The 12567-nt window shown below is 67.5% G+C and carries 15 protein-coding genes; 6 read left to right on the top strand and 9 right to left on the bottom strand.

The genetic code is table 11. The features are described 5' to 3' along the window. Nucleotides 1-88: 88 nt before the first annotated feature. Together A5645_RS28905 and A5645_RS23870 are read left to right on the top strand one after the other, a co-directional pair. Nucleotides 89-1312 carry a hypothetical protein gene (locus A5645_RS28905; RefSeq protein ID WP_436405522.1) on the top strand — a complete coding sequence of 408 codons (1224 nt, stop codon included), beginning with the start codon at nucleotides 89-91 and terminating at the stop codon, nucleotides 1310-1312. 41 nt (nucleotides 1313-1353) lie between these two features. Next, nucleotides 1354-2268 (top strand): NAD-dependent epimerase/dehydratase family protein, encoded by a 915-nt coding sequence (locus A5645_RS23870; protein ID WP_065131274.1) that lies wholly within the window; start codon nucleotides 1354-1356, stop codon nucleotides 2266-2268. Here A5645_RS23870 and A5645_RS23865 read toward each other — a convergent pair. From A5645_RS23865 to A5645_RS23855, 3 genes are read right to left on the bottom strand one after another with little or no spacing between them, the layout of a single operon-like run. After that, nucleotides 2259-3080: an alpha/beta fold hydrolase gene (locus tag A5645_RS23865; protein ID WP_065131273.1), complete on the bottom strand. Its 822-nt coding sequence runs from the start codon at nucleotides 3078-3080 to the stop codon at nucleotides 2259-2261. The genes A5645_RS23870 and A5645_RS23865 overlap by 10 nt on opposite strands. Before the next feature lie 41 nt (nucleotides 3081-3121). Further along, nucleotides 3122-3898, bottom strand: a complete 777-nt coding sequence (locus tag A5645_RS23860; protein ID WP_065038362.1) for an SDR family NAD(P)-dependent oxidoreductase — start codon at nucleotides 3896-3898, stop codon at nucleotides 3122-3124. After that, entirely contained in the window at nucleotides 3888-4319 is a 432-nt protein-coding gene (locus A5645_RS23855) for a tautomerase family protein (protein WP_065131272.1), read from the bottom strand. Before A5645_RS23855 ends, A5645_RS23860 begins: the two co-directional genes overlap by 11 nt. Before the next feature lie 121 nt (nucleotides 4320-4440). On the opposite strand from A5645_RS23855, the gene A5645_RS23850 reads away from it, so the two are divergent. Both A5645_RS23850 and A5645_RS23845 read left to right on the top strand, forming a co-directional pair. After that, nucleotides 4441-5274, top strand: coding sequence for a hypothetical protein (locus A5645_RS23850; RefSeq protein WP_065131271.1), 834 nt, complete (start codon nucleotides 4441-4443; stop codon nucleotides 5272-5274). A gap of 56 nt (nucleotides 5275-5330) precedes the next feature. After that, nucleotides 5331-5999, top strand: coding sequence for a hypothetical protein (locus tag A5645_RS23845; protein WP_436405521.1), 669 nt, complete (start codon nucleotides 5331-5333; stop codon nucleotides 5997-5999). Nucleotides 6000-6061: 62 nt separating this feature from the next. On the opposite strand, the gene A5645_RS23840 is transcribed toward A5645_RS23845, so the two are convergent. The 3 genes from A5645_RS23840 to A5645_RS23830 all read right to left on the bottom strand — a co-directional run bounded on the left by A5645_RS23840 (nucleotide 6062) and on the right by A5645_RS23830 (nucleotide 8192). Then, on the bottom strand, nucleotides 6062-6331 hold the full coding sequence (locus A5645_RS23840) for a hypothetical protein (protein ID WP_065038359.1): 270 nt from the start codon (nucleotides 6329-6331) through the stop codon (nucleotides 6062-6064). Between the two features lie 95 nt (nucleotides 6332-6426). Further along, nucleotides 6427-7851: an amino acid permease gene (locus tag A5645_RS23835; protein ID WP_065131269.1), complete on the bottom strand. Its 1425-nt coding sequence runs from the start codon at nucleotides 7849-7851 to the stop codon at nucleotides 6427-6429. A gap of 71 nt (nucleotides 7852-7922) precedes the next feature. Beyond that, nucleotides 7923-8192, bottom strand: a complete 270-nt coding sequence (locus A5645_RS23830; protein WP_065131268.1) for an EF-Tu/IF-2/RF-3 family GTPase — start codon at nucleotides 8190-8192, stop codon at nucleotides 7923-7925. A 22-nt stretch (nucleotides 8193-8214) separates the two neighbouring features. Between A5645_RS23830 and A5645_RS23825 the strand changes: the two genes are divergently transcribed. Further along, complete coding sequence (locus tag A5645_RS23825; RefSeq protein WP_065131267.1) at nucleotides 8215-8583, top strand: hypothetical protein; 369 nt, start codon at nucleotides 8215-8217, stop codon at nucleotides 8581-8583. A gap of 56 nt (nucleotides 8584-8639) precedes the next feature. Here A5645_RS23825 and A5645_RS23820 read toward each other — a convergent pair whose 3' ends face one another. Both A5645_RS23820 and A5645_RS23815 read right to left on the bottom strand, forming a co-directional pair. Next, nucleotides 8640-9875: a TetR/AcrR family transcriptional regulator gene (locus tag A5645_RS23820; protein ID WP_065131280.1), complete on the bottom strand. Its 1236-nt coding sequence runs from the start codon at nucleotides 9873-9875 to the stop codon at nucleotides 8640-8642. Between the two features lie 45 nt (nucleotides 9876-9920). Then, nucleotides 9921-10814 (bottom strand): haloalkane dehalogenase, encoded by an 894-nt coding sequence (locus tag A5645_RS23815; protein ID WP_065131279.1) that lies wholly within the window; start codon nucleotides 10812-10814, stop codon nucleotides 9921-9923. Nucleotides 10815-10897: 83 nt separating this feature from the next. Here A5645_RS23815 and A5645_RS23810 point away from each other — a divergent pair, with 83 nt between their 5' ends. After that, nucleotides 10898-11506, top strand: coding sequence for a TetR/AcrR family transcriptional regulator (locus A5645_RS23810; RefSeq protein ID WP_065131266.1), 609 nt, complete (start codon nucleotides 10898-10900; stop codon nucleotides 11504-11506). On the opposite strand, the gene A5645_RS23805 is transcribed toward A5645_RS23810, so the two are convergent. After that, nucleotides 11496-12509, bottom strand: a complete 1014-nt coding sequence (locus tag A5645_RS23805) for an NADP-dependent oxidoreductase (protein ID WP_065131265.1) — start codon at nucleotides 12507-12509, stop codon at nucleotides 11496-11498. The genes A5645_RS23810 and A5645_RS23805 overlap by 11 nt on opposite strands. Nucleotides 12510-12567: the final 58 nt, after the last annotated feature.

The raw sequence follows: 12567 nt of genomic DNA, 5'->3' as shown, positions 1-12567 counted from the left end.
ACGGTGTGAGTGATGAGCACCGCGTTGCGCGCCCAGCGCCACGAGTTCGCCAACCGGCTGCACCTGCTCAACGGGCAGTGGCGGATGGCTGTACGGAAGCGGCGGTAACGGCGGCGACGGCGGGGCCGCCACAGCGCTGAGTCTGGGCGGAGGTCGTGGCGGCGCGGGCGGAGACGCCGGCTTGTTAGGCACCGGAGGCAATGGCGGACGAGGGGGCGTCGGTTGGACCGGGGCCAACGGCACCAACCCGACCACCTCTACCAACCCGCTCCTGGACGGAGGGGACGGGCCGAGCAACACCGTGGTCAACGGAGTACTCACGGGCGGCAACGGCGTCAACGGCCAGCCCGGAACGGCCGGGGTCAACGGCGGTGTGGGTGGCGACGGCGGCAGCGCCGATACCGATTTCGCGGGCGTGACCGGCAACGTCGTCGGTGGCCGCGGCGGTGACGGCGGCGCCGGGGGCGGCGGCGGCGCCAACGGTGGGGCCGGTGGTCAAGGGGGCTACACCGTCACCCATAGCGGCACCGCCACTGGCGGTGCGGGTGGCAACGGCGGTGCCGGCGGTACCGGCACATCCGGACACTACGGCAGTGCCGGCGGCGCCGGCGGCGCCGGCGGTCGCGGCGGATTGCTGGTCGGCAACGGCGGCGATGGCGGGAACGGCGGCGCCGGTGGATTCGGCGGTGGCGGCGACCGGGGCGGCAATGGCGGTGCTGGTGGGACGATTCCGTTGATCCCGAACAACGCCCAGGACACGACTCTCGCCTCCGGCGACGCCCTGGGCGGCAACGGAGGCGACGGAGGCGACGGCGGTACCGGGGGCCGCGGCGGTAATGCTGGCGCCGGCGGCGCGGGCGGCAGCGGCGGCGCCGGCGGATGGCTCCTCGGCGATGGCGGCTCGGGCGGCCACGGCGGTACCGGTGGCGACGGAGGCGCCGGCGGCATGGGCGGCAATGGCACCGCGGGCGCGGCCGGCGGAGCTGCCCGCAGCGGCACGCTGGCCATCGGCGGTGACGGTGGTGACGGTGGCGACGCGGGTCACGGCGGCGACGGCGGCAGCGGTGGCGACGGCGGCCAGGGCGGATCCGGCGGACGCGGCGGGTTGTTGGCGGGCCTGCAGGGCGCTACCGGTAGCGGCGGTACCGGAGGGACGGGCGGCGATGGCGGCACGCAGGGGACCCGCGGCGTCGGCGCGCAGGGCGGAACGGGTTTTGGCCCCCCTGGATCGCATGTGGGAGCCAGTGGCCAAAACGGCGCCAGCGGAGCAGGATTCAACGGGACTCAGGGGGCCGACGGTATCGACGGCTGACCACCCGGCGGCAACGTTCGGCATCCGCATACGATCAGCGCATGCGCGACTCCAAGATCCTGATCACGGGCGTGACCGGCCAGGTCGCCACCCCGGTTGCCCTGGCCTTCGCGGCCGACAACGAAGTGTGGGGCATTGCCCGGTTCACCGACGCCGCGGCCCGCACCACCCTTGAGCAGTCCGGGGTGCGCTGCGCGGGGGTCAACCTGGCCGCCGGCGATTTCACCGGTCTGCCCGCCGACTTCGACTACGTGCTGAATCTGGCCGTGGCGAAAAGCGGGAAGTGGGACAAGGATCTGGCCGCCAACGCCGAATCGGTCGGGTTGCTGATGGCGCACTGCCGGGACGCGAAAGCTTTCCTGCACTGCTCGTCGGCGGCGGTCTACGACCCGCCCGATGACGCGGTGCGCGCCGAAAGCGCCGCGCTCGGGGACAACCACAAACCGTTGTTTCCCACCTACTCGATCTCCAAGATCGCCGGCGAGGCGGTGGCCCGGTCGACCGCGCGGGTGTTGGGATTGCCCACCATCATCGCGCGGTTGAACGTGCCCTACGGGGACAACGGCGGCTGGCCGTTCTACCACATGGAGATGATGCTCGGCGGCATCCCGATTCCGGTACCGCCCGGGGAACCGGCCCGCTATAACCCGATCCACCAGGACGACATCATCGCCACCATCCCGAAACTGCTTGCGGCCGCTTCGGTTCCGGCGACCACCGTGAACTGGGCCGGCGATCAGATCGTCAGCATCCAGGAGTGGTGTGGCTATCTCGGCACGCTGGTCGGCCGCGAGCCGGTGTTCAGTGAAAGCGCCCAGGCGTTGCGCGGCAACCCCGTCGACGTCACCCGGTTGCACGAACTCATCGGCGACGGCAGCACGGTGGACTGGCGGGACGGGTTGCGGCGGATGGCCGCGAAATATCACCCGGATCTGGTGAGCGTTAGCTACAAATAGTTCAGCAGCCGTTCGGCGAACACCTCGGGGTGTTCCCGGTGCATGAAGTGGCCACCCGGTACCTCTTCGACGATGTATTCGCCGTCGAATACCCGCGCGGCGAACCGATAGTCGGCCGGTTCGGCGATCGGGTCATCGAGACCGGCGAAAACCACTGTGGGCACCGTGATCCGCGCCTTCAGCGACGCGGACGGCACCGGGGACAGCTTGCGGTAATACCCGAACGCCGCGTTCAGACTGGCGTCGTTCGCGAAGCTGGCGCGCACGGCGTCGAACTCGCCGGGCTCGGGGGCCCAGGTGGGCGACCAGCGCCGGTAGATCTCCGGCAATGCGGCGAAATCGTTGCGCGCAAATCGCTTTGGTGCACCGGGCAGCTTGTAGGCGGCGAAATGCCGCACGCCCCAGATCTTTTTCAGTGTCGGCTTGAGCGCGGCGGGGTGCGGGATGCCGATCACGAACAGCTTTTGTACCCGGTCGGGGCGCAAACCCGCGGCACCGTAGGCGGCCGAGGCTCCCCAGTCATGCCCGATGAGGATGGCCTCTGCGGCGCCCAGTGCGTCGATCAACGCCAGTGGGTCGCGGGCCAGCGTCTCCTGGTCGGGGTCGCGGTCCGGAATCGCACTCGGGTGGTATCCACGCATGAACGGACTGACCGCGCGGTACCCCTTCGCGGCGATCCGCGGTCGCAGGTGATCCCATGAATGCGCGGTATCCGGGAACCCGTGCAGCATCAGCACCAGCGGCCCGGAACCCTCCTCGAGATAGGCGAACCGCAGCCCGTTGGCGTCGACGTAGCTGATCTCATCGGCCATGACTGGGACGCTACGCCACTAAGAGGCGCAGCGGGTCCGCATCACATCACCGCGCCGCCATTGACCCCGAGCACCTGGCCGGTGATGAAACTTGCCTCCGGCGAGCACAAGAAGCCGACCGCAGCCGCGATGTCATCGGCGGAGCCCATGCGGCCCACCGGAATTCGCTTCGCCAATTGATCGGGCGCGCCGAGTCTGCCTTCGGCCTGCCACTGCCGCGACATCGGCGTGTCGATACTGGACGGTGGGACGTTGTTGACCGTGATCCCGTGCGGCGCATACTCGCTGGCGAGCGATTTCGTCAGGGTGATGACCGCGCCCTTGGCGGCGGCGTAGTGGGCCATGTTGGGCGAGCCCCGCTGCGCGCTCGACGAGGACACCATCACGATCCTGCCCCACCCCGCGGCGACCATGTCCGGCAGCGCGACCTGACAGCAGTGGAAGGTTCCCGTCAGGTTGATGTCGATGATCTCGGCCCACGACTCGACGGTGATGTCGGCGAAGGGTGCAAACGCCGCCTTGCCCGCACTGGTCACCAGGACGGCGACTGGACCCAGCTCGGCTCGTACCGCGCCGAACGCAGCCTCGACGCCGGGGCGGTCCCGCACGTCGACCTCAATACCCGTTGCGGTGACACCGTTTTCACCCAGCTCTGCGGCGACCCGCCCGGCGGCGCCGCCGTCGATATCGAGCACCGCGACTCGGTGACCGCGGCGGCCGAGCTCATGACAGATGGCCTCGCCGATTCCCGACGCGCCACCGGTAACCACCGCCACGCGATCCTGCACCGACAACCCGGCACCCCCTTCAAGACTCATCCGTCAGATCCTGCACGTGGCGGCGGTATACGACTCTGCCGGCGCCCGCCCAATTTCCTTCCGGTATTTCGTGGATCAATGTCCACACGTGGTATGCGCGCGGACCCCCCGGGTCTATGTCCGCCGCCGCGCAGACCGCCGCATGTACATCAGCGGCCAGCTGCTCCTTACCCGCCGTCGACAATGCCGCGTCGAACGCTGTCACATCAACCCGGAACCGGGGTTCGCCGGGATGCCGCCCGCCGACCAACTGCGCCTCAGGGTCGGTCGGGTGCAGATAAACCACGGTGTTGTCCCGCAGGAACGGGGTGTCCGGCGCACGTTCGGCTCGCAGCAGCGCCGTGACCAGTTCGTCGGCCAGCGTCCGTAGCGCGTCATCACGTATCGATCCGCGCACGTACGTCAGATCGATCATCGGCACTTGGCGAGCGTAACCGCTGTGTCGATCGGCTTTTCTGCGGCCGTGCCGCGATAGTGTTACGCCCGGCAAACCCCGGTGGCGATGCGGTGCCGCGCTGGCCGGCCCGCGGGGAGGAGAGTGGATGGCAGCCGTCGCCCCCACTCCCGTCGCGTCGCGCCGCGCTCTCTGGCCGCGTCTGGTGGGTGGAGCCGCTGTTGTCGTCCTCGGTATGTGTGCGGCCGGCGTGCTGGTGACCGCACCGCGCTCGACCATCGGCAGCCTGGCCACGCGCACCAACTGGGCGCTGGCGACCGCGCTGCCGGTGAGCACCGATTTCCCGCAGGACTGGGGTTATTCGTTGACCGGACGGTTGGAGCGCCCCGCGACGGCGCCCGTATCCAAGACCGTCTCCAAAGCGTCGGGTCCGCAAAGCCAGGGTCCGGTTGCCGCGCTGTATGCCCCGGACAGCTGCAGGGACATCCCCGCCGTACTTGACCATGCCGGTTCCGCGCTGGCCGCGTTCGTACACGTGGACCGGTACGCCCAGTTGTTCGTCCAGGACGCTCCGCCGGCCGATGCCGCAGCTACCGGGGAGTCGCATGAGCACGGCCCCAACGCCCGCTTCGCGATCTGGGTCGTCGACGACGGTCCGGGGCAGATCGCCCAGTACTCGGACTGGCTGGACCGGTGCGGCTCATACCAAGTCACCAACCACTTCCTGGACGGCGAGGTCAAGAACCGGCGCGAGGTGACCACGTCGGTCGAGGCGCGTTCGGCCGAGGGCGCCGACGCAGCGGTCGCGGTGACCCGCACGTTCAAACCGATCGCCGGACGTGACCCGGCTTCGACTTACCACGTCGCGTACTACGCCGTGCGTGGCGTGCTGCTGGAGTGCACGATCTACCTGGACGGCGACGAACTCGGCCGGGCGAAGCAGATTGCGGCACGCACGCTGCAAAGGTTGCGTGCATTGTGAATTCGCGAACTCCCTGGCTGATCGCCGGCGCGCTGTGCGTCATCGCGGCGGCGGCGGTGCTGGTTTCGGTCCCGGCCGTGCTCAAATCCGAACGCCATCAAGATAATTCAAGCCAGGGCGCACTGGCCCCGAACCTTGCCGCACTCAACGATCGGCAGCTGGCCGACCTGCTGCCCAGGGAACAGGACTTCCCGGCCTCCTGGACGGTCAGCGAAATCAAGCAACTGTCGGATACGTTCGGTTACTTCAGGTATCACGTCGACGACGAGGGCCTGGGCATCAACCCGGTGGAGTGCTTCTCGGTGCTCGGCGTGGCGTCCACCGGCGCCTTCGACGCGGCCGAGGTCTTCGGACATGACCGCGCCGATCCGCCGGAGGTCGCCGCCCGCAGGGACATTCGACTGATGATCGGCCGGGAGTTCGACTCCGCGGGGTTCGACGCATTCACCTCTCAGGTGTCGCGGTGCCTGCAGTTCAGCAGTGCCGCCGCGGGTAGCTACACCGTTCGTATCCTCGAGGACACGCGCACCGGCGGCGGGCCGCAACGGTTCCGCTATTCGGTCACCACCACGATCGGCACCGACCCGTCCGACGAAACGCGCATCGACTATTACTCCTATGCGCGCACCTCGGGGTTGATCCTGACCGGCGCGGCCAGCACCGGCCATCAACAACCCTTCGACGCGCTGTTCGACAGCACGCTGAACCGGATCGTCGACCGTTGAGGCCGGCCCTCAAACGGGAGATGGTTCCGAACCTGAGGGTCCGGAACCATTCCAGCGGTCGGTCAACGCCGGTCTGAATCGGCGCCCTTGTAGTAGCGAGTCAGGAATCCGGTCGCGCCGATGGCCGCGGCGATTCCGACGATGGCGGTGAACACCAGGCTGAAGGCCACCGACCCGGCGAACCAGCCGAACGTCATGGAGATGTAGACCATCCAGAGCAGCCGGAAGAAGGACGCGGCGGCCACGACGGCCAGGCTGATGCCGATCCACAGGCTGCGCTGCCGGTCGACGCGGTTGATCTGCTGTTCGATGCCGGCGGGAACGATGTTCATGGTGTTGTCTTCCTCTCGTGGGGCGCGCCTCGTTGGCGTCGTCGTTGCGCCAACTACACATCCGCCGCACGGCTACCGATCCCAACCCTGCTGCCTCATACCTGTCCAGCCGGGCGGTTCATCTCGTCCTGGAACATCCGGTACCGCTCGGCGCGGCCGGGTCTGCGCCGAACGATCAACCAGCCCGCAGCCAACAGCACAAACCACGCCGGGAACCACATCATCCCGGCCGCTGTATCCGGTTCGGTGGACAGCGTCCAGACGACGAATACGAAGAACGCCAGGATCGCCCAGCACATCGTCACGCCGCCGGGCATCTTGTAGATCGATTCGGTGTGCCGCGCGCCATACCGCCGGCGATAGACGAGGTAACTGATCACGATCATCGTCCAGATGAACATGAACAGCAGCGAGGCGACGGTGGTGACCACGGTGAAGACATCCATCACCGAACCGCCGAAGTAGAGCAGCGGGATCGCGACCAGCAACAGTGGGGCGGTCAACAGCACTGCGGACCCCGGCACCCCGCCACGGTTGAGTCGCCTGAATACCGACGGGGCGCTGCCTTCGTCAGCAAGACCGAAAAGCATTCGCCCAGTGGAGAATACGCCGGAATTGGCCGACGAAGCCGCCGATGTGATCACGACGAAGTTCACGATCGACGCCGCGGCGCCCAGGCCGGCCAGAGCGAACATGGTCACGAACGGCGACTCACCACTGGCGACCTTCCGCCACGGCACCACCGCCAGAATCGCCAGCAGCGCACCGATATAGAAAATTGCGATGCGCATCGGAACGGCGTTGATGGCCCGGGGAAGAGTGCGTCGGGGATCGGCTGTTTCGGCCGCGGCGGTGCCGACCAGTTCCACGCCGACGAAGGCGAAGAAGGCGATCTGGAAACCACCGACCAGGCCCATGACTCCGGTGGCGAAGAATCCACCGCCCGTCCAGAGGTTTCCGACCGTAGCGAGGTCACCGGTGGGGGAGACGAAGCCGACGGTTACCAGGACCACCCCGACCACGATCAGTCCGAGGATCGCGATGATCTTGATCAAGGCGAACCAGAACTCGATCTCCCCGAAGTTGCGGACGCTGAACAGATTGATGAGCACCACCAGCAGGACCGTGATCAACGCCGGTACCCACAACGCGATGTCGGGCCACCAGAACCGCGAATAGCCCACGATCGCAACGATTTCACCGATGCCGGTGACCACCCAGGCAAACCAGTAGGACCATCCGACGAAGAATCCCGCGGCCGGTCCCAACAGGTCGGCGGCGAAGTCGACGAAGGACTTGTAGTTGAGGTTGGACAGCAGCAGTTCGCCCATCGCGCGCAGCACGAAAAATACGAAGAATCCGATCACGGCGTAGACCACGACGACGGCTGGGCCGGCCTGGGTGATCGTGCGTCCCGACCCCATGAACAAGCCGGTGCCGATCGCACCGCCGATCGCGATCAACTGTATTTGGCGGTTGGACAGCTCCCTGTGCAGATGGGGGAGACCGCCGGTCGCCATGGGACGACAATAGAGGTCGCGCCGGGCAATTCAACCGCTTTGCCCAACCCCGCCCCGCGGGTCTCTTCCGGCTAGGACAGAAAGGCACCCGACGAGGTGATGACGTCCCCGGCGGCCAGGTCGTCCTTCTTCAGTTTGGACAGCAGGATGCCGATGTTGTCGCCAGTGGTCGCGGTGTCCACCTTCTTCCGGAATTGCTCGATGGCGTCCACTCGTACCGAAGGCCCGTCATTGATGCGTACCTGATCACCGACGCGCAATTCTCCGTACTCGACCCGGCCGGTGGCCACCGCACCGCGGCCGCGGATGACGAATACGTCCTGCACGGTCATGCGAAACATGCGCCAACGCTACTCTGACCCCATGGGCTGGTTCGAGAGGGCACGGAAGGCCAGCGCGGGCCAGCGGGTCACCCGTGCCGACAAGCGGGCGGCGCTGGGATATCTCGCAGAACTCAACGCGCTCAACGCCGATCGGGAACGGCTGATGCGAGACGGTCTCAGCGGCGTCGCCACCATTGCCGGCATCCGGCGCAACGTCGCGACTACCGCACTGGGCGCTTGGCACGAGTTGGTGCTCGATGTCCGGCTGCCCGAGCGCGATGAATACCGCGCCACCCGACGCGTCGCATTGGAACTGTCGACCGCGCCGCACATCACGGCGGGCGCCCAAGTGCCCGTCCGCGTCGACCCGCGGGATTTGTCGACGGTCCTAGTGGTGGCGGACCGGTAGCCAGGAGTGCGCGAGCAGACGTAAAAGCCCGCGACACGCCGGGCGTGCGCGGACTTTTACGTCTGCTCGCCAGTCACGGCCCTGCCTAGGAGGGTGATCTCCATCAGCCGCCGCAGCACGGCATACGCGCTCTGGTCCGCACCCGGCCCGGACAACCGGCCGACATCGACGGCGAGGGCGAAGGCCGCGTGCACGGCGTAACGGGCCCGGCCCATGGTCAGCTCCGGCCGGGCGGCCACGGCGAGCCGGGCCCAGGATTCGACGGTGGACCGCTGGATGTTGTAAAGCATCACCGCGTCGGCCTCCGGAAGATTGTGCCGCTCGGTGAAATACACATGCGCCAGTTCGGGGTTGGCCAGTGACCGCGCGACGTAGGCGTCGATGAGCCCCGTCAGCGCCGCCTCGGGATCGCTGTTGAGGGCCAGCACGGTGGACAGGTCACCGGACTGTTGATCGGCTGCCCGCCGGTAGGCGACACCCAGGATGTCCGCCTTGCCCGGGAAGTACTGATAGATGCCGGCCACCGGGATACCGACCGCGGCCGCGATGTCCTCCATGCTGGTCTCGCGGTAGCCGCGCTCGTGGAACAGCCGCATCGACTCGTGCAGCAGTAGCTCGTAACTCCCCGCAGACCTCGTGATCGCCTGTGGCCGTTGTGGTTTGACATCGCCGGCGGGCCTGGTGGGGAGCTCGGCGAACAGCAGCGCGGTGGTGATGTCGGTCAGCGTGGCGCGAATCTCGCCGGTGGCAAGGCGGGATCGGTGATCGGTGATGCTGCCGATCACGCTCAGCGTCGCCGCCGACAGCGTCCAGCGCTGGCGTGAGGTCAGCTCCGGCCGAATCGCCATCAACGGCCGCTGCAGGCGCCGGTTGGCCACCTTGATCTGGTTCGCCAGCGCTTGCTGGTCATCGCCGTGCAAATAGCGGCCTTCCCAGCGGTACAGCCCGCCGGCGGTGCGGTTGACAATCGTAATGTCGATCAGGGCACGGATCAGTGCCCGCAGTGTATGTTCGGGGTCCGCGTCGGCGGGCAACCCGTCGACGAATGCCGTGGCGTCCACCAGATGTTGACCGAGTGCCAGCACGGCATCCCGAAACAGTTCGTACTTGCCTTGGGAGTGCCGGTACAGTGCCGCGGCCGAGATCCCAACGCGCGCCGCGATGTTTTCCATGCTGACCGCGTGGTAGCCGAGCTCGCTGAACGCATCGGCCGCGGCCCGCGCGATCTGGGCCTTGCGGTCCTTCGGGCGCCGCTTCACCTGATCCGTGGGCGGGCGGCTGGCCGGGGGCATATAGATCACCGTAGCGGCGCGGCGACCTCGGGCAATTCTGGCCCGCTAGTTGAGCCGGGTGAGCAGCTCGGCGGCGAGTTGTTCGCCCCGGTCTTCCTGCAGGAAGTGCGCCGCCCCTTCGATACGCACCTGCTCCCCGGCGGTGGGGATCAGCTCACAGAACAGCTCGCCGGACTTTGGATAGGGGAATACCGGGTCGCTGTCCGAAAAGGCAACCAGCGCAGGCTTATTCCAGCGGGACAGCTGATCGGCGATCTCCAGCATCCGGGCAGCGCCGGGTGCGTCTTCTTCGATCGGGACCAGCAACGGGAACTGGGCGGCGCCGGCCTTGGACTCGGGAGTGGGGAACGGCGCGTCGTAGGCGGCGACGATCTCGTCGGGCAGCTCGGTCGTGGTGGCGCTCTGAATCACGAAGCCCACCGGCAGGTCCGGATTCTTCTCGGCGAAGTTGCGCCAGGCCATGAAGCCCTTGGACACCCGACCGGTGAACAGGCCGGTGTTCATCACCATCAAGGCGCCCACCTGTGGCTCGTGCTCGACCGCCCAGCGCAGCCCGATCGGGCCACCCCAGTCCTGGACGACGACGGTGGCTTGCTCCAGCTCGAGAGCGCCGAGCACCTCGGCGACCAATTCGCTGTGCCGGTCGAAGCTGTACCAGCGCCGGTCGGTCGGTTTGTCGGACCGTCCGAAGCCCGCGTAGTCGGGAACGATAACCCGGCGCCCGGCGGCGACCAGCGGCGGCAACATCTTCCGATAGAGAAAGGCCCACGACGGCTCGCCGTGGAAACACACGACCGGTGACCCATCCCTCGGCCCTTCGTCCAGATAGTGCATTCGCAGGCCGTCGACCTCGAGGTAGTGCGGGGTGAAGTCGTATCCGGGGAGGTTTTCGAAGCGGGTATCGGGAGTGCGAAACACCTCTGGGGCGGGGGAATTCATAGCGGCGATCTCCATTCGACGTGCTGCCGCGCCAAGGTAGCCGACTTTTGACTGACCAGTCAACTATTCGCTACCATTCCCATGTGCCACGCACTTCGGACGCTCGCGATCGCATCGTGTCGAACGCGGCCCGGCTGTTCCTCGAACGCAGCTACCACGCCGTCGGCGTGGAGGAACTCTGCGCGGCCGCCGACGTTCGCAAAGGCAGCTTCTACCACTATTTCCCGTCCAAGGCCGACCTGGCGAAAGCCGTCATCGATCTGCATCTGCAGTTGTTCGCCGCCCGGCTGGCCGGTCAGCCGGGGGATACGCCGGGCGACACCCTGTCCTCGATCCCGTCCGCGATCGGCGGGATTCAGGCCGCGCTCCATGCTCAGTTCGGACGATTCGTCGGCTGCCCGTTCGGCAACCTCGCCGCCGAACTGTCCACCACCGACGAGGCCGTCCGCAGCCACCTCGCCGACCGACTCGTGGAGCTGCAGGGCCGGCTCGCCGCTATCTGCCGCGACGCCGCGGAGCGGGGAATGCTGCGCGCGGACGTCGACCCGGACCAACTGGCCCACGCCCTGTTCGCGCACTACCAGGGTCTCATCCTGCTCGCCAAGCTGCACGGCTCAAGCGTGTCGGAGTTGGAACCCGCGCTGCGGAATTTCCTCGACGCGTATCTGGCCGGGCCGGCCGCTAACCGTTGATCTTGACCATCAGCTTGCCGACGTTCTTGCCGTCGAACAGCATGTTGATCGCGGTCGGCAGCTGCTCGAAACCCTCCACCACCGTTTCCAGCGGCGTGAGCTTGCCCGCCGAAATCAGCCCGGCGATCTCGCTCACCGCTTCCTGCGCGCGGCCGAGATGGTCCAGCACGATGAACCCCTGCAGCGTCGCGCGCTGGACGAGCAGGTTGCCGAAGGCCCGCGGCCCCGGCGGCGGCTCCGCGTCGTTGTAGCCAGAAATCAAGCCGCACAACGCAACTCGTGCATTGATGTTCAGCCGCGCGAAGATCGCGTCCATGATGTCGCCGCCGACGTTCTCGAAGTCGACGTCGATGCCGTCCGGGGTCGCCGCGGCCAACTGTGCGGCCCAGTCCGGAGCCTTGTGGTCGACGGCCGCGTCGAAGCCGAGTTCATCGGTCAGCAGCGCGCACTTCTCGGGGCCGCCGGCGATCCCGACGACACGCGCGCCGTCGGCCTTGGCCAGCTGTCCGGCGACCGAACCCACCGCGCCGGCGGCAGCCGAGATCACTACCGTCTCACCGGGTTTCGGCTTCCCGATGTCGCGGATACCGATCCACGCGGTCAAGCCGGTCATCCCGAGCGCCCCCATGTACGCACTCGGCGACACGCCCTCGGCAACCTCGACCGGCATCACCATCGTCGACGCCGAAGCGACCACGTACTCCTGCCAGCCGAGCAGGCCCTGCACTACCTGGCCCACCGGAAGGTTCGGGTTCTTGGACGCGATGACCTCGCCGATCCCACCACCGCGCATCACCTCGCCGATGCCCACCGGCGGCAAATACGAAGGCAGGTCGTTGATCCAGGCACGGTTGGTCGGGTCGAGAGAGATCCAGTCGACGCGGACCAGCGCCTCACCGTCGCCGATGTCGGGTATCAGCTGCTCGTCGAGCTCGAAGGTATTGGGCCCGATCCGCCCGGTGGGACGTTCGCGGAGCAGGAAACGACGGTTTCGGTCGGCCATGAGCGAACCGTACCGGACCCCGCAACGGGGGCGAATGCGCCCGCGCGCACGATCGGGC

It is taken from the genome of Mycobacterium asiaticum (assembly GCF_001673635.1).
Classification (GTDB): Bacteria; Actinomycetota; Actinomycetes; order Mycobacteriales; family Mycobacteriaceae; genus Mycobacterium; species Mycobacterium asiaticum_C.
Note: the sequence above shows the minus strand (reverse complement) of the source record. Positions and strands in the feature narration are given on the sequence as shown.